Below are 24,109 nucleotides of genomic sequence, written 5' to 3'. Positions count from 1 at the left end.
CGCTAATTACCTTATCTAAGATGAAGCGGAGGCTATTATGGCTTTATATGTAAACACGAATGTGAGTTCTTTGAACGCACAAAGACAGTTGAGTAATTCAGCAGACTCGTTAGATACATCGTTTAAACGGTTATCTTCCGGTATGCGTATTAATAGTGCTAGAGATGACGCGGCAGGTATGCAAGTATCTAACCGTCTGACTGGTCAAATAAATGGTTTGAACCAAGGGATACGAAATGCAAACGATGGTATTTCTTTGGCGCAAACAGCAGAAGGTGCTTTGGATGAAACAACACAAATGTTTCAGCGTATCCGGACACTAGCGCAACAAGCTTCAAATGGTTCAAATACCGATGAAGATAGGCTTGCTATCCAAGAAGAAATCCAGTCATTATCGTCAGAAGTTAACCGAGTAGCGCAAGATACTACTTTCGGTGGTCAAAACTTATTAGATGGTACTTATGATGCTAATTTCCAAGTAGGTGCTGACGCAGTACAAACTATTGCATTTAGTATGAAAAATGTAGATGGTACAGCCAATGATATCGCAGCCAATGGTGGTTTTACCTTGTCAGGCATTGCTGGTATTGCTCAAGGTATCGGCGGCAAATCTTTACAAACCCTAGCTGATGGTGTGAGTGCTGTATCAGGTGTTGCGAACAGCTATACATTCTCAGGTACATTCCAAGCAGGTTCTATCAGTGTATCATCTCAGGCAAACGCACAAGCAGTGTTGGCTGGTATGGATGCAATGATAGCTGTGGTAGATAAAAAGCGTGCTGAGTTAGGTGCTATTCAAAACCGTTTCCAATCAACAATACGTAACCAAGCAAATGTATCTGAAAACCTTACGGCTGCACGATCTCGTATTAGCGATACTGACTTTGCTCAAGAAACTGCTAATTTGACTAAAATGCAGATTCTACAACAGGCGAGTAGCTCGATTTTAAGTCAAGCCAATCAGCGACCTCAGGTAGCCTTATCGTTATTGGGCTAATCTGTTGTATTACGCCAATTTCAGATGCTACGCTTCTGGACTTGGCGTATACTATAATTAAGTAGTGTTTAAGGAGATCTATTATGAAAGATATTGACCCTTCAAATGTTATCGCCAATGTTTTGACTGGAAGTGTAACAGCTGAACCACTCCCTAACGGTATAAAGCGTCAAGTAGAAGACACTGGCAAGGCATCGAGTGATAAAGAAGAACAATCGCTAGATACGCCAGTGGATAGTCAATTTTTGATTGATGATGTAAAAAAGAACTTAGAGAAGCTAGATAAGGTTATTCCAGTAACGACAAACTTGTCATTTGAGTTTGATGAAAATGGCGACCCACCGTTTATTCGGGTGGTTGATAAAGGAAATGATGAAGTGATTCGAGAGATTCCTTCAGAAGAATTTCGTGAAGTTGCTAAGGCTTTGGATGAACTGGCCGATAAATTAACAAGCAAAGGTGTTTTACTCGACAGTATCGCATAGAGCACAATGAATTTTGGAGATACAACATGCCACTTATAACTTCTGCCGGTATCGGCTCAGGCTTAGACTTAGAAAGTATCATTACAGCGTCGGTTAACGCTGAAAGTGGTCCGAAAGTTGCGGCATTTGCAAAAAAAGAAGAGTCACTTAAAGTAGAGCTATCTGCGATAGGTGAAGTTAAGTCGGCGATCTCACAATTGAACGATACGATTGAAAAGTTAGCTGACCCAGATAATTTTGGTAAAAGGGCCGCAACGATTACGCAGCCGACTAGCGGTGATTTAATTAGCGTAACACCCACATCCGATATTTCAGTGGGCAGCTTTGATATCGCAGTAACACAATTAGCTCAAGGTAGCCGAGCAGTCAGTGCGGATAATGCATTTTCGTCTGTCGATGACGTAGTTACCGCGTCGGGAGGGACATTAACCTTTGGTGCAGGAACTGACAATACGTTTGATTTAACACTTAGCGCAGGTGCAACACTTGCAGAATTGAGAGATGCGATTAATTCTGCAGACAATAATTTTGGCGTTACAGCTAACATTGTTAATACAGGTGATCCCGCTATAGGGTCTAAGCTTGTACTTACCTCTAGTGTGAGTGGTACAGGTAATGATTTAGTTATTACCAGCGACACAGCTGAACTCGATGCTATTGAGACATATGATGCGTCAACGAACCCGAGTGGCGGAATGACGATCGCAACAGAAGATGTAGCGCAAGACGCAATCATTACGGTGGATGGCTTAACGGTAAATAGTGACACAAATACTTTTAAAGATGCAGTTCAGGATATGACAATCAAGGCATTAAAAGTAAGTGATGATGATGCAGGTTCTCCAGAGACGGCAAAATTAAATATTGATTATGATAAAGGGTCAGTATCTACACTGATTGATGAATTGGTAACAAATTATAATAACTTAATTGGGAATATTGGCTTTCAAACAAGGATAGGTAAACCGCTTAATGGTGACTCGTCAATGAGAAGTCTGAGTGATCAACTTATAAATACACTGGGTAAAACGCTAACAGATGCGGGACCGTTTGGTTCGATTTTTGATATCGGTTTGGGCGTTAAAAAAGATGGATATTTAGAAAAGTCATCATTAGTAAGAAGCTTAGATGACGCAATGGACGAAAATTTTGATGATATTGGCAAGGCATTTGCAGGTGATAATGGCGTTGCGAAAGATTTAGAAACTTTGTTAGGCAACTATATAGATTCATCAGGCCTGATTAAGCAAAGAGAGACTTCGTTAAACGGGCAATTGAGCGAGCTTGAAGATGATGTTTCTAACCATGAGTTTCGAATGCAATCTTTCGAAGAAGGGCTTAGACAAAAGTACTCTGGGTTAGATGTTCTACTTGCTAATATGAAGCAAACTCAGTCTTATTTGGGTGCGCAACTAGCCAATTTACCAGGCTTTACAAAGTCAAATAATTAAGGTGTTATAATGTATAATGCAAAAGTAAAAAATTATCAAAAAGAAGCTTTAAAGACTCGTGTTGCGGGTGCTGATAGGTATGAAATTATTCAAATGTTGATGTCTGGTGCTATTGAGAAAATGGTGTTTGCAAAGGTCGCTATTGATAGGAAAAACTTAGAAGCAAAGGCAGAGCATATTTCAAAAGCTTCAGCGATCATTGAAGCTTTGAGAGGGTGTCTTGACTTTGAGGTGGGTGGAGAGGTTACTGAAAACTTGTATTCACTGTATTCATACATGATAGATCGATTATTAGACGCGAGTTTAAAAAATGATTCTTCGATTGTAGAAGAAGTATCGGCTCTTTTAAAAGAAATTAAATCAGCTTGGGATGCTATTCCATACGCCATCCGAGAGAAAACACTTGGAGATAATGGTAGTGATGCCAATGCTGGATAGAATCCAGCAAATAGGTAGCCTTATTGATGAAGTCAGTGAGGTGGTTAATAATAACCCTGAGCTCGAAGAAATAACGAATATTGTAGACACCTGTCAATTTATTGAACAAAAGTTACGGTCAATTTTCGAAGCCCCAACGAATACGTTGAATCAAGTTGAGATGGACAAATTAACTGAAATTTATACTCGCTATTCAAATTTAATTGACAGCGTAGAGACAGAGCAGCAACTAATTTATAAGAAATTAGTTAAGCATGTCGGAAATAAAAAGAAGCTTGATGTCTACAGAAACCTGTGACCTACATATGAATAAAAATAAACATAACCAGCCTTTACAAAATCAAATAAACCAGCTCGATGAAAGTATTACAAATACAATAGCGCATCAAAAAAGAGAAGCTGTTTTTTCTGAAGAAGCGAATACTCGCTTCGCACATAATATTGCGTGTATAAATAAGTATTATCCCGATCTTGGTAAAGCAATTGAAGAATTTGAACTGCGAGATGACTTTTGTTTGCACGTGACAAAAAGTGGTCATGGAAACTTTGTGCCAAGAGGAATGTCGCTTCCTTTGTATGGCGATGATCCTATTGCGCAATCTCAAAATCAAGTTAATGAGCACGTCAATAATGCATACTTTACAGTAACTGATTATGGTAGTTATCCAAAAAAGAAAAGTGATGACAGGATCCATACAAGCTATATGGTAGATTTAGGGGCAATAATGCGCGAAAATGAAGACGCAAAGCAACCTAAGTTAAAATATTTACCTGATACATTTCCTACCGCAATGATTTTTGGATTAGGTCTTGGCTACCATGTGCCAATGCTGATGGAGCGATGTCAGTTTGATTATACATTTTTGATTGAACCTGACTTTGAAGTGTTTTTTGCGAGCTTATTTTGTACAGATTGGGCAAGTATTATTGAGCGTATCGATGAGCAAGGTGGTAATTTGTATTTCCATTTAGGCGTATCTGAAAGTACGCTTATTGCTGATCTTGAGGTGATTACTGAATCCATAGGGTCTCAAGCGCTTGTGCGCTCCTTTTGTTATCAACATATTCCAAACTCTAGCTTAAATGACATTGTTAAAATTTGGTTTGAAGATTACTTTAAATTCCAGACTGGGCATGGGTTTTATAACGATGCAATAACAGGACTGGCACATTCAATTCATCATGCAGAAAGTCAAGTTGGCTTTTTACATGAAAGTGACAGTAAAGCGTTTGAATTCCAGGATATACCTGTTTTTATTATAGGTAATGGCCCTTCTTTGGATGAAGCCAGTGATTTTATAAAGCAACAACAAAGTAGCGCGATTATTGTTGCTGCAGGATCCGCTTTGGCATCGTTAGTTAAACTCGGTATTAACAGTGATTTTCATGTGTTGGTTGAAAGACCCTTATCAAACTATAAAATTGTTGAGGATGTTCTGCCTAAAGAAGAATATTTGAAAACTAATTTGCTTAGTGTGAATGTGGTTTACCCTGATACAACAAAGTTATACAAATGGTCAGGGTTAGCGTTAAAGGGAAATGAATCTGGTACTGATTTATTGAGAGTGTGGGCTTACCAGAACAAGCACACGACATTACCGCTACCCTCGTTCAGTAACCCACTCGTTTCTAATACCGCCTGTAGTTTGTTTAGTCATATGGGATTTAAGCATATTTACTTGTTTGGAGTAGATAATGGTAATTGTGTATCAGGGAAGCATCACAGCAAATTTAGTTTTTATAGAAACTCCCCCAATGAACCTGGGTATCACAGTCCCAGAGTAACAGAGAGTACCCTAGAGGGGAATCTGGGAGGATTTGTTTATACAAACGATTTGTATAAATTATCACATCGACAAATAGAAAGCTTAATTTCAACTTATCCAGATGTTACTTTCTACAATGTCGGTAATGGAGCAAAGCTCAAAGGAGCTGTTGCGGTTAATGCTGAAGAGTTGTTACCGGTTAAATCGGACATTGAAATAGATACAGTGGTTGAATCAATCAAAAAGGATTTTTATAAACCTTTATCTCTCAGCATCGACGATGAGTTTGTGGGGGTTGGTATTTTCAATGATGTATGTGAGCACTTGATGGATATTTGTCGAGAAAATGTGAGTAGCCGAGCTGAAGCTGCCTCTAATTTAAAACGACAAGAGCAATATGTTTATTCATTAAGAGGTACGGTTGCGAGCCATTTATTTCATATTCTAAAAGGGTCGTTATTATATTTTCACTGTCCGATTATTACACTGTTATACAGTTACGAGGATGATGAGTTTACCTTACAACGTTATGAGCAACTCAATATGCTTTGGATTAACTATATTAATAGTATCCAGGCAGACTTTGGTTCTAATTACCGTGAGTTCTGTGACTACTTAAATCCAAGTCAGGTTTAAAAATAAATTAAAGTTGAGTTAAATCGGTATGCTTGAAGTTTTAAAAATGATAGGTAGATCCCGTCAGTTGTTTCTCGAAGATATTTTAAAGCATAATGACACATTGAATGTATTGGTTTCTAATGCACGTTTTCTAGTCATAGGCGCTGGTGGGTCAATAGGTCAAGCGGTTACAAAAGAAATATTTAAACGAAGCCCGCTCTGTTTGCACGCAGTTGATATTAATGAAAATGGCTTAGCAGAACTGGTAAGGGATTTACGTTGTGAACTTGGGTATATTTCTGGCGAATTCAAGACATTTTCACTCGACATCTGTTCGAGTACATATGATGCATTTTATACTCAAAATGGACAATATGATTACGTATTAAATCTGTCAGCATTGAAACATGTTCGAAGTGAACGGGATCAATTTACCCTGATGAGAATGTTAGAGACAAATGTTTTAGCGACAGAAAAAACATTACAACAAGCAGCCTCTTCTGGTGTAAAGAAGTATTTTTCAGTTTCTACAGATAAAGCCACCAATCCAGTTAATTTTATGGGGGCTTCTAAATTATTAATGGAAAAAGTACTATATGGTTATAGTTCAGAACTCGATATTTCAACTGCTCGCTTTGCAAATGTGGCGTTTTCGAATGGCTCATTATTAGAAAGCTTTCAAAGAAGAATTGAGAAACGACAGGTTATTACTGCACCAACAGATATATTAAGATATTTTATCACACAAGAAGAAGCAGGCTTATTGTGCTTAATATCTTGCTTGCTTGGTGATAACAAAGATATTTTCTTTCCAAAAAATAATTCAGAATTAGTTTTACAAAGTTTTGTTGACGTTGCTGAAACAGTCATACGTGCGCATGGTTTCACCCCACATAGCTGTGGTTCAGAGGATGAAGCTCGCAATGAAGCAAGTAAATTGATCACTTCAGGCTTATGGCCATGTTATTTCTCTCAAAGTGATACTAGTGGTGAAAAACCAGAGGAAGAGTTTTTTGCTAGAGAAGATAAGATCGAACTGGGCGCTTTTAAGGAGATAGGGATCATTAAGCCTACTAAAAGTGTCGAAAATAAAGCCCAAATAATAGATATGGTCAATGAAATTAGACATCTACAGCGTTCGGGGGGTTGGTCAAAGTTGGCGATTGCTAGTACTATTGCGCCTATACTCCCGAACTTTACCCATATAGAAAAACATAATTCTCTGGATAATAAAATGTAGGAGTCATTGTGCTCAATAAGATAAGTCAGTTCATTCAGTGTTATTTTGACACGAAAGACTTTATTCCTTTGCATGAACCAAACTTTAGCTCGACTGAAAGCCAAATGCTTATGGATTGCCTCGATAGTACATATGTATCGACTGTAGGAGCTAATGTCACTCAGTTTGAAAACGAGATCTGTACTTTTACTCAGTCGAACTATGCTGTCACTACTAATTCTGGAACGTCAGCACTTCATATTGCATTATTGGTTGCAGGTGTGGAGCAAGATCAGTTTGTTATTACTCAGTCACTTACGTTTGTCGCGACTTGTAATGCCATTAGCTATATTGGGGCCGCGCCTATTTTTGTCGATGTTTCGTTACAATCACTTGGCATGTGCCCAGCTTCTCTAGAAAATTTTCTACTAGAAAATGCTTTTATTAGTGAAGATGGAGCGTGCATTCATAAAAAAACGAAAAAAAAGATTAGTGCAGTGGTCCCTATGCACACATTTGGGCACCCAAGTGATATGAATGGCATTCAACACGTGTGTAAGAAATGGAACTTGGCGATTGTTGAAGACGCTGCAGAAGGTTTAGGCAGTCAATATCATGGACAAGCACTAGGTACATTTGGCAAAGCATCGGCATTAAGCTTCAATGGTAATAAGGTCATTACAACGGGCGGTGGTGGAGCTTTGCTAACACAGGATATACAGATAGCTGACAAGAGCAGGCATCTCATGTCAACAGCGAAGGTAAAACATGAAAGAGAATTTATCCATGATCAAATAGGTTTTAACTACAGAATGCCAAATATCAATGCGTCGTTGGGTCGAGGGCAATTAAGTCGCTTAGAGGGCTTTTTGATTGAGAAGCGGCTGCTAGCTGATGAGTACCGCTCCTTATTTTTGCAAAGTCACTATTGCTTTGTTGATGAACCACCAGGGTGTAGGTCGAATTTTTGGTTAAATGCTGTTATTTGTGAGGGTAAGTTACATCGAGATAGTTTATTAGACTCTCTTGAAAAAGATAACATAATGGGCAGACCTGTATGGAGGCCGATGCACTTGTTGGATATGTACGCTGACGCCCCCAATTTGGCATTAAAAAATACGGAATACTTAGCGGAGAGAATCGTGAACCTACCTAGCTCCGTAAAAAAGAAACGGTGATACTGTGAGAAAAGTTGCTATTTTTACCGGAACCCGAGCTGAATATGGGTTACTTTACTGGACACTAAAAGGCTTAAAAGCACACCCGCAGTGTGATTTACAGTTATTTGTAGGGGGGATGCACCTATCAAGAGAGTTTGGCTATACCATTGAGCAAATAAAGCAAGATGGTTTTGGTGTAACGGGGCAGTTGGAGTTCTTGGTCTCTTCAGATACGGCTTTAGGCGTATCAAAATCAATGGCTTTAGCTATAATGTCTGCTGCTGAGCAATTTGCGATACACACCCCCGATATGCTGTTGGTATTGGGTGATAGGTATGAATCCTTAGCGGTCGCACAGGCTGCAATGCTCGCAAATATTCCAATTGCACATATACATGGAGGCGAGGCCACTGAGGGTCTTATTGATGAAGCTATTCGTCATTCATTGTCAAAAATGTCTCATTTGCACTTTACTACGACCGAAGTTTATAAAAAGCGGGTGGAGCAACTCGGTGAGCAGCCGAATCGGGTTTTTAATGTCGGTGCTCCTGGCATTGATAATTTATTAAAATTAAAATTGCTTTCAAAGAAATCGTTAGAAAAGGAACTCGACTTTAAGTTGGGAGAACAGTTCTTTTTAGTTACTTACCACCCTTTGACTTTAGATAAGGAAAGCTCACTTCAAGCATTAGAAAACCTTCTATTAGCTTTTGGTGCCTTTCCTCATTATCAGCTTGTTATTACCTATCCAAATGCGGATACATTTGGCAGGGTTCTGATAGATAAGCTACAAGAGTTTGCAAAAAGCCAAACAACCAGAGTGTTGTTAACACAGTCATTAGGTCAGTTGAAATATTTATCACTTATGAAAGTGTGTGACGCGGTTGTTGGTAATTCATCGAGTGGCATATTGGAAGCGCCATCTTGCAAAGTTGCAACCGTCAATATTGGTGCTAGGCAGTTAGGCCGAGTAGCAGCGAAGTCTGTCATTCAAAGTGGTAGCTCAGTAGAACAAATAGAATGCGCATTGAAAACAGCCGTTAGCGTGGAACATAAGGAAGTTTGCATGTCGGTTATTAGCCCCTATGGCGCAGGAGGCGCTTCTGAGAAAATAGTGCATGAAATTATGAGTCAGTCACTTGAAAATATCTTATTGAAAAGGTTCAATGATTTTGGTGATGAATCATGAAGGTCGCTTTTATTGGGTGTGTAGAAACCAGTCATGCGGCATTCACACAGTTGCTTAGTCACCATGTGGAAGGTGAGATAGAATTGGTTGCATTGATCACCAAGTCCCAATCAGTATTTAACTCAGACTACGCAAGTTTGGTTGAACTGGCACAAGAATTTGGTATTGAAACAACCTTTTTTGTAAATGATATCGATTATGACAAAGCGCTGTCGAATAAACATATTGATATGTTATTTTGTATTGGCTGGAGTCACATAATACCAAATAGAATACTCCATCAAGTTAAAAAAGCAGCCATTGGTTTCCACCCTGCAAAGCTACCAAGCAACCGAGGGCGTCACCCGTTAATTTGGGCTTTGGCCTTGGGGTTGTCAGAGACCGCATCGAGCTTTTTCTTAATGGAGGAAAAAGTCGACAGTGGGGCGTTGGTTGATCAGGAAATTATTAACATATCTGATACGGATTATGCGCGAGATTTATATAATAAGGTACTGTTGACAATACCTCGGCAAATATCAAAAATAGTTACTGGATATTGTGATAACTCAATCGAGTCTCAACCTCAAATAGCGGCCAGTTCTAGTTATTGGCGCAAGCGGTCAGCAATTGATGGTGCAATAGATTGGAGAATGCAGGCTAAAGACATCTACAACTTAATTAGAGCTTTGTCCTCGCCATATCCAGGCGCTACATTTTTAAAGAGTGGCGAAATCTATACCGTTACGCGAGCGACCCACCACACCGAAATGGTGGCATTAAATTTAGAACCAGGGAAAATATTAAATACAACCCGCACACAGGTACATGTTAAATGTTCGGGTACATCGAGTCTTTGGTTGGAAAATATAGATGGCTCACAATTCACAGTTGGAGAGTACCTATGAGTATTGTGGCAGTCATTGCGCCTCACCCAGATGATGAAACATTAGGGTGTGGGGGGACTATATTGAAACATCTTAATGCTGGTGACGAAGTTCATTGGATTATTGTTACACAAATTAGTGAAGAGGTTGGTTTCTCAAAAGATCGTATTAGAACTAGAAGAAATGAAGTAAAGCAGGTAGCTGATGCCTATAACATGACGTCTTATTCGTGGCTAGAGCATGTGGCTACAACTTTGTCACCAAATACGTTAAGCGATTTAATTGGCGATTTATCAGGGGTTATTAATAGGCTCAAACCTGATCAGCTTTATGTCCCCTATCCAGGGGATATTCATTCAGACCATGAGGTGGTGTTCAACGCAATTGCGGCATGTTCAAAGTCGTTCCGATACCCATTTATCAAAAAAATATGTTGTTATGAAACTCTGTCTGAAACTGAGTTTTCGGTTAACCCTATGAACCCCGTGTTTAAGCCAAACTTATTTGTAGATATTTCAGATTATTTAGAGCGAAAAATCGACATTATGCACCTTTACAAAGGAGAGATCCTGCCGGTTCCATTTCCCCGTAGTGAAGAAAACATGCGTGCATTAGCGCGTTATCGAGGGGCTGTAGCTGGGTGCAGCATGGCCGAAGCCTTTATGATACTAAAAGAGGTAATATGAATCAGAAAGTTACAATAATAGCTGAAGCCGGAGTGAATCATAACGGCGATCTCGCTCTTGCTTACAAGTTAATCGATGCTGCAGTGGAAGCCGGTGCTGATATTGTCAAGTTTCAAACTTTTAAAGCGGAACATTTAGTTACCCAAGAAGCGCGACAATGTGAATATCAAACGGTTAATACTGCGATTAGAGAATCTCAATTTGCTATGCTAAAGCGGCTCGAGCTGCCGTATGAGCACCATGGCCCGCTGATTTCGTATTGCGATAAAAAAGGGATACAGTTTTTATCCACTGCATTTGATGAACAAAGTCTGAGCTTTTTGGTAAACGATTTAGGCGTGTCTAAATTGAAAATCCCATCTGGCGAGATTACCAATGGTCCATTTTTATTGGCTCATGCAAAAACAGGCGCAGATATTATTTTATCAACTGGAATGTCGACATTAGCCGATATAGAGTTAGCGCTTGCTGTACTTGCATTTGGTTTTACTAAACCAGAAGAAGCCTGCTCAATTGCAGCGTGTCAAAGTGCGTATGCGTCTGAAGCTGGGCAGCAAGCTTTAAAACAAAAAGTCACTTTGTTGCACTGCACGTCAGATTATCCTGCAAAGTTAGAAGATATTAACCTAAAAGCCATGAATACAATGGCTTCAGCATTTGGGATCCCAGTGGGATATTCAGATCACTCAGAGGGTATCGCGGTTGCACTGGCTGCTGTCGCGCGAGGAGGTGTCGTTATTGAAAAGCATTTTACTTTGGATAAGACACTACCAGGTCCGGATCATAAAGCGTCTCTTGAGCCGAGAGAGTTGAACTATATGGTGGCTAATATTCGCTCTGTTGAGCGGGCGTTAGGGAGTGGGATTAAGACGTTTACTGAGTCTGAGGTTGAAAACCGCTCTATTGTCAGGAAAAACTTAGTGACGACGCGAGCGATAAAGGCTGGCGAACTGTGGCAACCAGATATGATTACGGCGAAACGTTCTGGTTCAGGTCGTTCACCAATGGAGTATTGGTCTCTTATTGGTAACACCGTTGTGACAGATCTGGATGATGAGCAGGAGATATAGTGAAAATTGGATATTTTGCAGATGGTCCTTGGGCTCACAAAGCGATAGAGAAAATAGTAAGTGATAGTCGCTTTGAAATCGTGTTCATTGTGCCTAGGTTTGATACTCAAGATCCCGTGTTGAAAGAGTGGGCAAATAAATTAGGTGTACCATTCTTACTGGCTGAGAATGTTAATTCAGAGCAGTTTATTAATGTCGTTAACCAATATAGTGTCGACCTTTTGGTTTCTATGTCATTCAATCAAATATTAAAGACACCAATTCTTTCCATGGCGCCTAAAGGGTTTATTAACTGTCACGCTGGGGCATTGCCATTTTATCGAGGGCGAAATCCTTTGAATTGGGTATTGATAAATGGAGAAAGTGAATTTGGGATCACCGTGCACTATATTGACGAAGGCATTGATACTGGCGATATCATCGAGCAACATAAATTCCCAATAGCAGATGTCGACAATTATAGTACCTTGTTGTCTAAAGCCATTAATTCGTGCGCAGATGTACTATATTCAGCGTTAAAAAAATTGGCAACAGATACCGTTAAACGAATACGGCAGCAAGATATACATCCTATTGGCACCTATTTTTGCCAACGTGTTATCGGGGATGAAGAGTTAACATTCAATCAATCAGCTGTGAGAGTCCATAACTTTATAAGAGCAATTACGTTGCCAGGCCCTGGTGCTCGTTGTTTCCATAATGATAAAGAATATGCAGTTTTGCGCAGTGAGCTTATTTTGGGTGCACCTGAGTATATTGCAACAATTGGTGAGGTGACTGCACGTAATACAAAAGGGTGTGTAGTTAAAGTAGCAGATAGTTCGATACTTGTTACGCAAATGAGTGAAATATTAGAAGGGAAAATAGGTGAAAAATTTACGCCTGATTTCCGGATTGGAACGCGTTTCAAGGTTGGAAAATGAAACCTGTGAGTAAAGTACTTGCGGTAGTGACAGCAAGAAAAGGAAGTAAGCGACTTCGAAATAAGAACCTTAAACTGCTACTATCGAAGCCATTATTACACTGGACTCTAAAAGCTGGGGTTGAAAGCAGTACGGTAACAACCTGTGTTTTGAGTACAGATTGCGAGGATATGCGCAGCTTAGGCCAATCTATGGGCGCCCAAGTGCCATTTTTGAGGCCTGCTTATTTAGCGTCAGATACCGCTAAATCAATAGATGTTGTTCTTCATTCGCTTGATTATTTCGAATCTCAAGGAGCGCAATTCGACTACGTTATATTGCTACAACCGACTTCACCGTTGAGAACGTCTAAACATATCGATGAGGCTTTTGTTCAGCTGCTTGACCGTGGTAGTGACGGTATTATTTCTGTCTGTGAAGTTGAACATTCGCCAATTTGGTCAGGGCAGCTTGGTCGAGATAACGATATGTCTCATTTTCTAAACATGGACTTTGTCAATGCTAGGAGCCAAGATTTACCTCCTTATTTTCGACTCAATGGTGCTATTTACATAGCTAAAGTGGATGCTATACGAGAACAGAAGAGTTTTTTTCTGAAAAAAAACTTACAAGCCTACATTATGTCTCAACAAGAATCGGTAGATATTGATTCTGAGTTAGATTTTAAATTTGCACAGTTACTGATGGAAGAAACACGTTGAGTTATAAAATATTAATTGTTGGGTGTGGGGGAATAGGCGCGCGTCATTTACAAGGGGTCTTAAAAAGCAGTTTACCTTTGAGTATTGATGTGGTCGATATTGACAAAGAGTCATTAACGAATGCGAGCAAGTTAGCGGGTGAAGTAACGCTTGGCAATGCTCAGACGCAAGTGCACTATAAAACAGTGCTACCAGAAGGACAAGATTATAGCGTTGCAATTGTCGCGACAACCTCACACGTCAGGCTTCATGTAATGCGTGAATTATTAAATAGCAATCATGTGACCAGCTTAATACTTGAGAAGTTTTTATTTTCTTTTAAGAATGAATATCAACAAGCAAAAAACTTACTTAAGCAGCATTCAGTTAAGGCGTATGTCAATTGTCCTCGTAGGATGAACCCAAACTATCAGGCATTGAAAAAAGAACTGAAAAAACACTCAAATTGGCAATTTTCGGTCGAGGGAAATGAGTGGGGACTTGCTTGCAACGCGGTACATTTTCTAGACATATACCGTTACTTAACCGAAGAGCAACAGCCTTTAGTTTTAGAAGGCAAAGGGTTAGAGCCTTATATATTTGAAAGCAAACGGGGTGGTTACAAAGAGGTATTTGGCCGAATAACGAGTTCATCAAAAGAGCTTTCAATATTGTGCGGGCATAGTGAAAAAATGTCATTGCAGGTGAAGCTGACTTCAGAGCATCAGGAAGTGCTCATTGATGAACTTGCAGGTACCATCGAATTTAATGGTGATATACAAGAAATTCGCCCTTTTGAAACGGTTTATCAAAGTAATTTAAGTTATCAGTTTGTTGAACAGAGTATTCGGGAGGAACCAATGACACTAACACCATTTGAAGAGTCTGCTGATACCCATTTAGCACTTTTAGATACGCTAGAGAAACATTTCCAGTTACATGGGGATACCTCACGTAGTCGTGAGTATCAAATCACTTAGGGGGTAGATATGATTTGGTTAATTGGTGCTGGCAATATGGCCATTGAGTATGCAAAAGTACTTAAAGCGCAAAATGAAGTTTTTAACGTTATTGGACGAGGAGAGCTGTCAGCAAAGGAGTTTGAGAGCAAAACAGGAATTGTTGTACATAGAGCTCCAATTGATGAAGTGGTTAAAGGTGCTGATATTCGGTGCGACAGCGCGATAGTGTGTGTAAGTACATTATCAAGTTTTAATATTACCATGCAGTTACTCGATATTGGCTTTAAATCAATATTGGTTGAAAAACCAGCTGTTTTATCATTGTGCGAAGCAAAGCAGCTATATCGAGCCTCGATTGAGGTTAATGCTAATGTTTATATAGGATTAAATCGAAGATTCTATGCATCAGTTGAAAAAGCACATCAGTTAATAAAAGAGGATGGCGGAGTAAGAGCCGTTCAATTTGAGTTTACTGAGTGGTCTCATGTAATTGAAAAATTAAGTAAGCCAAAAAAAGAATTGGAGAACTGGTTTTTATGTAATTCACTCCATGTTGTTGATTTAGCGTTTAGTTTCTCTGGAGCACCAGCTGAAATGTCATGCTATCACTCGGGTGAATTAAGTTGGCACAAACCAGCTTTGTTCAGTGGTTCAGGTGTGACACAAACAGGCGTTTTATTTAGCTATCATGCTGACTGGCAATCGGCAGGTCGTTGGGCTATTGAAATACAAACGCGTAAAAGAAAAATTTATTTGTCTCCATTTGAAGAGCTTACCATACAAAATAAGGGTTCCGTTTCAATGTCTAAATTTGAACTTGAATCTAGTTTAGATATAGATTTTAAGCCTGGTTTGTATAAACAAACTGAGAGTTTTTTAGGGAGTAAACAGGCTGATATGGTCAATGTTAGTGCATATGTAGAAATGCTCCCTCAATATATGAAAATAGCTGGGTATTGAGGGAAGGTTAGTTTTGCTAAACTTGATTAAGGTTTTTAAAATGCTGATGTAGGGAATTGAATACGCGATTATGGCCTTGTTCACTTAGGTGGTGGCCATCTGAGATGTACATGTCTGTTAGCTCTACATCCTCAAATATGTTGCTTAAATATCCAGTCTGGAATGACTTCTCTAATATAAGGTTGTATTCTTCAATAGAGGACTTAATTTTAGAGTTGCTTTTGGCATAACTCTCACAGGCAGGCCCAATTGGGATCACTAAAAACTTACTGTCGGGAAAGGTGCTTTTTAGTTTTTCAATGTTACGCAAGTACTCATCAGGCTTCACGAATCTATTATCATGACGCTCAATATAATAATTTGCATTTGATTTTACTTTTTTGTAGATAAAATTTTGAACCCATTTCGGTGTTTTGTTTATCCAACGCAAATTCTCTTTGCTAATAGTTCTAGGGTAACAATCAACAATCCCGACTTGCAAGATTACAAAATCGACGTCTTTATAAGCTTTAAGTGATGAATCGATATTTTCGATCAAACGGCTAGAGTCTAAGCTTCGTTGACGCAACATTCTAAAAGAGTAGCTTGATGACAATGCGTCAGTTAACTTATAAACCCACACATCATTATCTTCTGTTTCTTCAGGAGCGCATCGAGGTAACCCCAAAGAGTCAGTTAATATAAGCACCTTCGTTTTTTTATTCATTTTATCTAAGTCCGAAATTCAAGAAGTGGTCAAACTTTTGGAGAATATTATTTCTTATGGTAGGGATTTCGTTGAAATAAAGGACTAAATTCTTTCGGCTCCCCATTTGTTTGACAAAACTTGCACTATGGTGAATTTTACAATCAAACAATACAATATCTCCAGCATTCAGTATTGCTTTTTCAGCACTTTCACTGCTGGTAAAACCCGGTTCAAAATGATTATGCTCTTGAGTGGAGAGGCCATTCATCGCATACATTTTATGATAACGCTCTTGATATTCATATTTAACTTTATGAGTACCTTTAATAAATGTAAATGGACCATCATTTTCACTCATGTCTTCGAGTACAACCATAACTTTAAATTGGTCACTCAGGTTGTCAATGTGCCAAAATAAATCTTGTCTAGGCATTTTCACATTCTGGAGATATTCTGCCATAACAAAGCTAGGGGTGGGAAGCGTATTAAGCTTAAAATGGCGTTGAGCAACCTCTGAGAATGTCGTGTTGTTGAGAACAAACTTAGAGAATGCAGAAGGTGTTTTTCCATGATCTTGAAATAATATTCGTTGCTTGTTATCAAATGGAGAGCTTTGTACGTATCGGATACCATCAATTAAATCAAAAGTAAATCGGTTTCTCAGTGCTTTTTGGATAGCCTTCTCATCTTGTTTAGGCATCTGCTTGAAGCTATTTTCCCATTCATTTTGCAATAATAGAATAGTATTTTTATCGAAAAAATCATTGATAATACAAATACCATCCTGCTCTAAAGTATTCAGCAATGATTGATGTTTATCATTAGGAGGCGGTAATAGGTCAAGTTGCGCTTGTTCACTTTCTGTCCATAAGTGCCAAAATAGTTTTTGATTCGATTGGAGTAGTGATTTTATTTCTGCTCCAAACAATTCAAAAATAGAGTTTTTCTCGGACATGTACTGGGAAATTAATAGCTGAGCGAATTTTTTTGGTGAGTTGTTTGCTAAATCAGATAACTCGTCAAAATTATTAATCATTGTTATATTTACTCCGTAACTTAGGTACATTTACATGATACGGTAGTACAAGCAAAAGGTAGACCAAAACTTGGTTTGGCGAGTAAATAGATTTTGATATTGAGAAAAACTTCCTAATTCATATATTCTCGACTAAAGTTTAACCGTGTGTAAACTAAGTTAATAGGTTGGCCTTTTAAATGGTGAAGATTAATGATAAATATGAAATGGATGAAATTCTAATATATGAACGTTCGTTACCGATCTATGAAGTAGCAGTAGAAGATAGCAAAGTGCAGTTTGCTATCCCAACTCACCATGCATGGGGGAGAGCTGAATATTGCTTGTCAGCAGAGCCACAAACAATCCAATGGATAAAAGAGCTGAAAGAAGACGACATATTGTGGGACGTTGGTGCCAATGTTGGTACTTATACACTTTTAGCAGCAAAACTAACTGGCGCTAAATGCATTAGCTTTGAACCTGAATCAGGTAATTATTATTTATTGAATAAAAATATATCCTTGAATAAATTGGGTTGTAAAATTACCGCTTACAATTTAGCGATAGCAGAACATATCGGGTTTACGTCTTTATATCTTAATTGGGAGACTCCAGGAGCTTCTATGAATGCAGTTGATAAACCAATTAATATTTACGACTCTAATGACCCCGATGGAAGAAAAGAATTTGAGCCTGCTTTTAGACAAGGAATTGCAGTTACGACTATTGATGATCTTGTTTATAATCAGCATTTTTCTCCCCCTAGCTTTTTGAAAATAGACGTAGATGGTGTTGAACCAGCAATATTACAAGGTGCAATGAAATTGCTAGCTTCTGGAAAATGTCGCTCATGTTTAATTGAAGTGAGTAAATTTGAGGATGATCACTTAAACATGCTCAACACGATGAAAAAACTAGGTTTCACTGCTAGAGACCCGAAGGCCGTTAATGTTATTTTTGACTTTACCGGTAAGTAATGTCGTTTGCCCGCTGGTAAGAATTCGGTGTACCAATATCCATATAAGGGCCATCAACAAGCCAACCTTGCATAGAGCCAATCATAGTGGGCACTATATCTGCGCATAGACTGAGCCGCTTCTCACGTAGCATTGGCTGAAAAAAACGTTGGAATACTTTTGGGGAAAATAAAAAGACAGCTCCATTTGCTAAATTAGTTGGTGGTTGAGCTACTTTTTCGAAATACCCTGTTATTATGTTCAGTTCATCTAGTTCGACAATGCCACAAGATTGTGGTGTGTCAGAGTAAAACAATAACATTGTTACATCAATATGGCTTGCTCGGAAGCTGTGCGCTGAGATTAGCCCACTGAGATCACTGGTGGTAAAGTTATCGGCATGAGCGATTAAAACATCCGAACTATCCCAAAACTCTCTATTTTTAATTAAAGTGCTACCTGTATCAAGTAGTTCAGTTTCATGCGAAAGGTAAATTTGTTCTCGGTATTTATGTGAATGCACAAATGCTTCAACGAGTTCTGATTTATAGTGGGTGTTGATTAAAATTTTAGATATTCCTAATTTAATAAGCTTTTCTATCCAGTAATCAAGTAGAGGTCGTCCACCAATCGGAACTAAACATTTTGGTATAGTGTTAGTTAGGGGCTTTAATCTTGTGCCCAGCCCCGCAGCAAGTAAAACGGCTCTCATTGTTGCCTCATTGATCTATCAAGAATATGTCGTAAAGTTTGCGCTTTCAATGGTGAATTACCTAAAGTGGAAACCTGACATGCGGAGGATAAGTTGGCTAAGTAGAAAGCATGCCACGGTGTTGCTCCTACACAAAGCGCTAAACTACTCGTTGCAAGAAAGCAGTCGCCGGCACCTGCTGGGTCTATGGCATTCTTATTAAAAGCTGGTAGCGTATCATTTTCCCATGTATTGTTTTTGTTATCTGGAATATGAATAAATACACCTTCTCCAGCTAAAGTCACCACGAGGTTTTCTGGGTTTGCGCGCTCACATAGCTTATTTGCAAGTACTACTAGACCATCATCAGAGTTGTTCAAAGCAACACGCACTTCTTTTTCTGTAGGTGTAAGTAATTTTGCATTCTTATATCTAGATATATCTCCTACTTGTGAGGATGTTTGGCTGTCAGCAACCATTGTTACTTTATATTTTGCGCATAGAGTCGAAATTTTATTGACTAAATCTTGCGGCAAAATACCATAATTAAAGTCTGAATAGACGAGTAGATCAATATTATTGACGAGGTTCTCAATATATTTGTATATCTCATCTTGTAATTGTTTTGATATTTTATGCTGTCTTAACTTATTGACTCTTAGTAGAGTTTTAGAACCCGCACGGTATCGCGTTTTTAATGGCGTAGGCCTGCTTACATCGCTTAAAAGGTGGTATTTCAGTTGATACTTATCAATATTATTTTTTACATAATTCTGTATGTCATCGTCACCTAGTACAGAAATAAGTGTAACTTCATCAGCTCCAAGTGATTTGATATGCCCTGCGGTGATAGCTGCACCACCTAAGAATAATTCATTTTTCTCTGGCGTCATTACAATGGTGGGATCTTCTTGAGATATGCCAACAGCTGTTCCATGAACATATTCATCGACTATTACTTCACCTATGACGGCAACACGTAATGTTTGAATATGATCTAAGATATCATGCAGAGCTGTTTGGGTTATGTTATGTCTTTGTGCGTATCGTTGTGCCTGGGTAAAGTCGTAGTGTTCGTATAGTGAATGTGAATGTCTCGAATATTGCTCAGAGTTCGTCTCAAATTCGCCAGAGCCAAAAATTAGTTTTCCGCCATAACTGTCAAGTACACTTTGTTCTTGATTGAGTTGAGTTTCATGTTCCTTGCCCTTTACTACGGCATAAGGCTTTAGTCTAAGAATATTTTGTTCCGGAGATGTAGTGCTGATGAAAGCTTCATCTACACATTCGAGTGAATTAACTACTTCAAGCCTATGCTGCTGTTTAACTCTGCTTTTAACTTCCATTTGCTCATCGCTGGTTACAGCTACAACGAGATGATCACCACACTCTCGTGCGAATTTTAGTAATCGAATATGACCAGGGTGTAAAACATCAAAGTTTCCTGAGACAAGTATGAGGCGTTTCATTTTTTTCACTTTAAATTAGTTCAGTATAATATTGTTCAAATACTTCAAACCGAGGCTTATGTCAGTAGGAGCGAACTCGGCATTTTCAGTTCCATCATTACTGAATGGTCCCTGTGTTGTTTCCAGTACGACGAAAATATCACTTATTATAACAAGTGTATGAAATTGATTTTTTGGAATACGACAGAATTTACATGCATTGGGACTTAGTTCAAGTTGTGAAATGATAGTTCCACTAATATCAAAAATGATGAGTCGTGCTTTGCCTTCAAGTACAGTAAACGACTCCACTTTATGCTCATGTTTATGTGGTGGTACATACGTTCCTTTACAAAGAGCAATAACCATCTCTTGTAAAGCACAGTGATTACTTTCATGTAGACAAATGCGTGCTCGTTTTCTTTCTGAATTATTAGCTCGTTCTTTTAAAAATAATAAGTCGTCTATTCTTATGACTGGGTATTTTCCAGTAAAACGGTAGACTTCGTATGATTCCTCACGCAAATATTTAGGCATTGAATATTTGTGATTTTGTTTAGTCATGTTCTTTAAATGCCCTTATCAATAGTACACCCGATGACAAATAAGTATTCTTTGCAACGACCCTCGCCTCACTTTCAGGGCTTAATGTTGAAATACATACGGGGGCTTGTTCTACGTTAATATTGACACTTGCACTGATAATTATATCGCTACCTGGGAGATACATGCCAATTTTATTAGGGTTATCGTCAATAACATAGTCAATATAATCCGACAATTGGTAAAAATTTATAAATCGAATGCACATATGACCAGCACCAAATACGGCTATCCCCCCATATTCTTGCTTTAGCTTTTTTAACTGCGTTTGCCAAGCACATTGCGTTTCAAGAAAGGTTTTGGCAAAAGATTGCACGGGTTTTAAGCAAACATGTTTGACAGAGTGTGGTATATTTTTTTGCGCCTTTTTAACAAGAAGAACAAGCGAGTCTTCATAGTCGTATTTAAAGCGCCAATGATGAACTTTTACTAGGCCGCTTTGTTCGATCAATGAATCTACAGATGACTCTGTAAAATACAAAAAGTGTTCTTCCCAAATAAATGGGTGATTATTATGCTCAAAGATATGTTCGCTAGCAGGCAATTCAATAAGGATATAACCTGTATCATCTATGAAGCTGCTTAATTCTTTTAATAACTTAACTGGTTTATCAGAATGTTCAATTAAGTGCCTAGCAATAACTAAGTCACTTTTAATTCCAATTACGTTTCTATCACAAATCGCTTGTTGGATTGTTTCTAGTCCGTGTGACTCAGGTATTGACTGCGGCTGTATAGTTGCTTGTGAACATTCAAGCATGTCCGTATACCTAGACAGCATTGAGGCATCTTTATAAGTCGCTCCAAGTACTTTCTTTAAGTTTTCGAAGCCGATAATGTGTGCGCTCTGTTTAACGACTTCATCAAGGTGTGTTTCGGGCTCATTATAAGCTAGCCAGTTTAGGCGTGGCCTCAAGTCTTCAATTGAGGGGCTATTTACCAGCTGGGCTGTGCTGCAATGTGTACATTGCCCAAAAGTAAGTTTATAGCTAGGAGCCGTATTTGGTGACGTTTGAAAGTTATTGCAAATAGGCTGAGGCCCAAAGTTAAGTATGAGTCTGACATTCTTTTGATGACACACTTTACATGTGTAACTGTTCTTTGCATGGTATTGTGCGACTATAGTTGAAACAACTTGTTGCAAAGGTTGAGGGGCTATTTTAAATACTTCATTTGTATTACGCATTCCCAAGCCACTATACAGTGGTAAAAATGGTATTTTTATACCAGCTTTAGTCGAAGTGGTCGCCTCGATTAGCTTTTGTGAATGTCCCATTGTTATCGCAATATTTTTCGCAAACTCATCATATTTAACATTCTTTTCACCAGAAAGATGAAAGGTGCCTGCAATGCCTGATAAAGCAATTTTTGCAATAGATTGGGAAGCGAATTCACGTGTTATCGGCGCAAAAACAAGGTCTGAAAAGGGGGTGATTTTGTTATTGTTAGCCAGTTCCGGTAACCATGATGGGAGGGGTGAGACACTCGAATCTAATATTTTTGTCAGGCGTATAATATTTAGTTTAGATTCGAAACCGAGAAGCTTTGCTTTTTTTTGTAAGCCTAACTCCGCATCTACTTTGTGTTGGGCATATGGAAATGAAGGAGCTAAAGGGGCGTCTTCGTTACACCACGGTTTATCACCACCAAACACGGTGTTAGTAGATATAAATGTAACAAATGCTCCTTTATTCCAGCATGCTTGTGCGATTTCAATCATATTTATGACGTTGATGGTATATGCGTCAGGATCAGTAGCACATGCGTGATAATTCCAAATGCCAGCTAGTAAAACAACGTGGTCGTATGCGTTAGACAACTTTGGTTGAAGTAAATCTAAAAAAGGCCTGTATTGTGAGACTGAAGACTTTCTTCTGGTCGATAGATAGCTCTCTACATGCATACTATCGAGTTCTACGCCAAGCTGTTTACCTAAAAAGCTATCACCACCGACAACTAAAACTTTGCTTTTTCCCATAATTAGGCTTCTCTTATTGTCACTTTGGGGGTCAGTACAATAAACTTACCGCCTTTGTCTAAGTAAGCTTGGTTGTCACGAATAATTCGCTCACAGTGTACCCAAGCTAAGATTATTATGTAATCAGGCATTTTTTCTAGCAATGTGGAAGTAGGTACTATTGGAATACCATCACCAGCGGGGTACTTTCCTACTTTTAGAGGGTGATCATCGAGGATATATTGAATGACACCTTCGATACCTAGTTGCGAGATTAAAGTTTGTCCTGAGCGTGCAGCACCGAAAGCGGCAATAGTGCAGTTGTCGTTAATTAGTTGCATTGTTAATGCCTGAGCATCCGCTTTAAGGTTTGAAATAGCAGCTTTTAACTGAGAGATTTTACTAAAATGGTTTAATTTTTGGGTTATTTCAATTGATATTTGCTCGTCAACACTTGGGGAAATATGACGCTTTCCACCCATGTGTTGTACTGCACCAATTAAAGAACCATGTTGAATAGAGACGTGTTCAACATCAATGATTTCTAATTGGTGTTGAGCAAGAAACCTTTGTAATGGAATGAGGGAGTGGTGACTCATATGCTCATGAAAGATTGAGCCAATTAACACCTTATCTATAACATCCAGTAAATACTGCACTTCGAAAAAAAAGACGCCATCGTCGTCTAATAGTGCCTTAATACCTCGTGTCATTGCATGTAGATCATCAGCATGTGCGTATGCATTAAACGCTGTGATTACTTTCGCTTTTCCGTGCTCGGTAATAATTTCAGACGCTACTTCAGGATCAAAGCCTGAGACAATTGTTGGAATACCTTGTGCTTGTGCAAATTTAGCCACTTGTGATGCAGGGTCAACGCCTTGTACAGAAAACCCCACTTTTTGGAAGTTGACTAATAAAGAACCATCATTGCTCCCGATATCAACAACTAAACCAGAACTACCTAGCGCATGTTTTTTAATTGCGGTTTTTGTGAATGATTCAAAGTGTTGCTTCATGCCTTTAGCTTGACCTGATAAATAGGTGTACTCTTGCCATAAAGTATCTGAATCTAAAATATCGAGCTGTTGAACATGGCTGCAATTGTTACAGAAATATACATCCACAGGAAATCTCGGAATAGCTTGTGCTTGCTCTTTTGTTGCGAGATAAAGTTCTTGTGGAGGGATTGGGTGCATACTTACCGCAAGCGATATATCTTCTGCATTACATAATCGACAGGTGCGTCGGTGTTTAATGTTAATAGTCATACTGTGA

General features: G+C 38.8%; 24 protein-coding genes. 17 read left to right on the top strand and 7 right to left on the bottom strand.

Annotated features, from left to right (window positions below; translation table 11 throughout):
• Positions 1-37 precede the first annotated feature (37 nt).
• The 16 genes from J8L98_RS09940 (at position 38) to J8L98_RS09865 (ending at position 15,470) form a co-directional block, all read left to right on the top strand.
• The gene (locus J8L98_RS09940) at positions 38-997 is read left to right on the top strand and encodes a flagellin (protein WP_210996280.1); all 960 of its coding nucleotides are present in this window, start codon (positions 38-40) and stop codon (positions 995-997) included.
• Positions 998-1,080: 83 nt separating this feature from the next.
• Positions 1,081-1,482, top strand: coding sequence for a flagellar protein FlaG (locus tag J8L98_RS09935; RefSeq protein WP_210996279.1), 402 nt, complete (start codon positions 1,081-1,083; stop codon positions 1,480-1,482).
• 26 nt (positions 1,483-1,508) lie between these two features.
• A complete protein-coding gene (gene fliD, locus J8L98_RS09930) occupies positions 1,509-2,933 on the top strand; it encodes a flagellar filament capping protein FliD (RefSeq protein WP_210996278.1) in 1,425 nt (474 codons plus the stop codon).
• Between the two features lie 9 nt (positions 2,934-2,942).
• On the top strand, positions 2,943-3,371 hold the full coding sequence (gene fliS, locus J8L98_RS09925) for a flagellar export chaperone FliS (protein WP_210996277.1): 429 nt from the start codon (positions 2,943-2,945) through the stop codon (positions 3,369-3,371).
• On the top strand, positions 3,361-3,669 hold the full coding sequence (locus J8L98_RS09920) for a hypothetical protein (RefSeq protein WP_210996276.1): 309 nt from the start codon (positions 3,361-3,363) through the stop codon (positions 3,667-3,669). The genes fliS and J8L98_RS09920 overlap by 11 nt, the downstream gene beginning before the upstream one ends.
• Positions 3,650-5,773, top strand: coding sequence for a 6-hydroxymethylpterin diphosphokinase MptE-like protein (locus J8L98_RS09915; RefSeq protein WP_210996275.1), 2,124 nt, complete (start codon positions 3,650-3,652; stop codon positions 5,771-5,773). Before J8L98_RS09920 ends, J8L98_RS09915 begins: the two co-directional genes overlap by 20 nt.
• 28 nt (positions 5,774-5,801) lie before the next feature.
• Entirely contained in the window at positions 5,802-6,995 is a 1,194-nt protein-coding gene (locus tag J8L98_RS09910) for a polysaccharide biosynthesis protein (RefSeq protein ID WP_210996274.1), read from the top strand.
• Between the two features lie 8 nt (positions 6,996-7,003).
• Positions 7,004-8,152 carry a LegC family aminotransferase gene (locus J8L98_RS09905; RefSeq protein WP_210996273.1) on the top strand — a complete coding sequence of 383 codons (1,149 nt, stop codon included), beginning with the start codon at positions 7,004-7,006 and terminating at the stop codon, positions 8,150-8,152.
• Positions 8,153-8,156: 4 nt separating this feature from the next.
• On the top strand, positions 8,157-9,323 hold the full coding sequence (gene neuC / locus J8L98_RS09900; RefSeq protein ID WP_210996272.1) for a UDP-N-acetylglucosamine 2-epimerase: 1,167 nt from the start codon (positions 8,157-8,159) through the stop codon (positions 9,321-9,323).
• Positions 9,320-10,210 carry a formyltransferase family protein gene (locus J8L98_RS09895; RefSeq protein ID WP_210996271.1) on the top strand — a complete coding sequence of 297 codons (891 nt, stop codon included), beginning with the start codon at positions 9,320-9,322 and terminating at the stop codon, positions 10,208-10,210. The genes neuC and J8L98_RS09895 overlap by 4 nt, the downstream gene beginning before the upstream one ends.
• A complete protein-coding gene (locus J8L98_RS09890) occupies positions 10,207-10,875 on the top strand; it encodes a PIG-L deacetylase family protein (protein WP_210996270.1) in 669 nt (222 codons plus the stop codon). The genes J8L98_RS09895 and J8L98_RS09890 overlap by 4 nt, the downstream gene beginning before the upstream one ends.
• Positions 10,872-11,945 carry an N-acetylneuraminate synthase gene (gene neuB, locus J8L98_RS09885; protein WP_210996269.1) on the top strand — a complete coding sequence of 358 codons (1,074 nt, stop codon included), beginning with the start codon at positions 10,872-10,874 and terminating at the stop codon, positions 11,943-11,945. Before J8L98_RS09890 ends, neuB begins: the two co-directional genes overlap by 4 nt.
• Positions 11,945-12,868 (top strand): methionyl-tRNA formyltransferase, encoded by a 924-nt coding sequence (locus J8L98_RS09880; protein WP_210996268.1) that lies wholly within the window; start codon positions 11,945-11,947, stop codon positions 12,866-12,868. Before neuB ends, J8L98_RS09880 begins: the two co-directional genes overlap by 1 nt.
• Positions 12,865-13,569, top strand: a complete 705-nt coding sequence (locus J8L98_RS09875; protein ID WP_210996267.1) for an acylneuraminate cytidylyltransferase family protein — start codon at positions 12,865-12,867, stop codon at positions 13,567-13,569. The genes J8L98_RS09880 and J8L98_RS09875 overlap by 4 nt, the downstream gene beginning before the upstream one ends.
• The gene (locus J8L98_RS09870; protein ID WP_210996266.1) at positions 13,566-14,528 is read left to right on the top strand and encodes a Gfo/Idh/MocA family oxidoreductase; all 963 of its coding nucleotides are present in this window, start codon (positions 13,566-13,568) and stop codon (positions 14,526-14,528) included. The genes J8L98_RS09875 and J8L98_RS09870 overlap by 4 nt, the downstream gene beginning before the upstream one ends.
• Positions 14,529-14,537: 9 nt before the next feature.
• Positions 14,538-15,470, top strand: coding sequence for a Gfo/Idh/MocA family oxidoreductase (locus tag J8L98_RS09865; protein ID WP_210996265.1), 933 nt, complete (start codon positions 14,538-14,540; stop codon positions 15,468-15,470).
• A gap of 16 nt (positions 15,471-15,486) precedes the next feature.
• On the opposite strand, the gene J8L98_RS09860 is transcribed toward J8L98_RS09865, so the two are convergent.
• Positions 15,487-16,176, bottom strand: coding sequence for a hypothetical protein (locus J8L98_RS09860; protein WP_210996264.1), 690 nt, complete (start codon positions 16,174-16,176; stop codon positions 15,487-15,489).
• Between the two features lies 1 nt (position 16,177).
• Complete coding sequence (locus J8L98_RS09855; RefSeq protein WP_210996263.1) at positions 16,178-17,194, bottom strand: phytanoyl-CoA dioxygenase family protein; 1,017 nt, start codon at positions 17,192-17,194, stop codon at positions 16,178-16,180.
• Between the two features lie 179 nt (positions 17,195-17,373).
• Between J8L98_RS09855 and J8L98_RS09850 the strand changes: the two genes are divergently transcribed.
• Positions 17,374-18,153 carry an FkbM family methyltransferase gene (locus J8L98_RS09850; protein WP_210996262.1) on the top strand — a complete coding sequence of 260 codons (780 nt, stop codon included), beginning with the start codon at positions 17,374-17,376 and terminating at the stop codon, positions 18,151-18,153.
• Here J8L98_RS09850 and J8L98_RS09845 read toward each other — a convergent pair.
• Genes J8L98_RS09845 through J8L98_RS09825 form a run of 5 tightly spaced genes read right to left on the bottom strand, consistent with a single transcriptional unit; the run spans position 18,140 to position 24,102 of the window.
• On the bottom strand, positions 18,140-18,844 hold the full coding sequence (locus tag J8L98_RS09845) for a nucleotidyltransferase family protein (RefSeq protein WP_210996261.1): 705 nt from the start codon (positions 18,842-18,844) through the stop codon (positions 18,140-18,142). The genes J8L98_RS09850 and J8L98_RS09845 overlap by 14 nt on opposite strands.
• Positions 18,841-20,292 (bottom strand): PfkB family carbohydrate kinase, encoded by a 1,452-nt coding sequence (locus tag J8L98_RS09840; RefSeq protein WP_210996260.1) that lies wholly within the window; start codon positions 20,290-20,292, stop codon positions 18,841-18,843. The genes J8L98_RS09845 and J8L98_RS09840 overlap by 4 nt, the downstream gene beginning before the upstream one ends.
• Before the next feature lie 15 nt (positions 20,293-20,307).
• Complete coding sequence (locus J8L98_RS09835) at positions 20,308-20,835, bottom strand: WbuC family cupin fold metalloprotein (protein WP_210996259.1); 528 nt, start codon at positions 20,833-20,835, stop codon at positions 20,308-20,310.
• Positions 20,828-22,852 (bottom strand): sugar nucleotide-binding protein, encoded by a 2,025-nt coding sequence (locus J8L98_RS09830; protein WP_210996258.1) that lies wholly within the window; start codon positions 22,850-22,852, stop codon positions 20,828-20,830. The genes J8L98_RS09835 and J8L98_RS09830 overlap by 8 nt, the downstream gene beginning before the upstream one ends.
• A gap of 2 nt (positions 22,853-22,854) precedes the next feature.
• Positions 22,855-24,102 (bottom strand): class I SAM-dependent methyltransferase, encoded by a 1,248-nt coding sequence (locus J8L98_RS09825; RefSeq protein WP_210996257.1) that lies wholly within the window; start codon positions 24,100-24,102, stop codon positions 22,855-22,857.
• Positions 24,103-24,109: the final 7 nt, after the last annotated feature.

The sequence above is a fragment of the Pseudoalteromonas sp. MMG013 genome (assembly GCF_018100885.1).
Lineage (GTDB): Bacteria > Pseudomonadota > Gammaproteobacteria > Enterobacterales > Alteromonadaceae > Pseudoalteromonas > Pseudoalteromonas aurantia.
The sequence above is the reverse complement of the archived record's forward strand: the minus strand, read 5'-3'. Positions and strand labels throughout refer to the sequence as shown.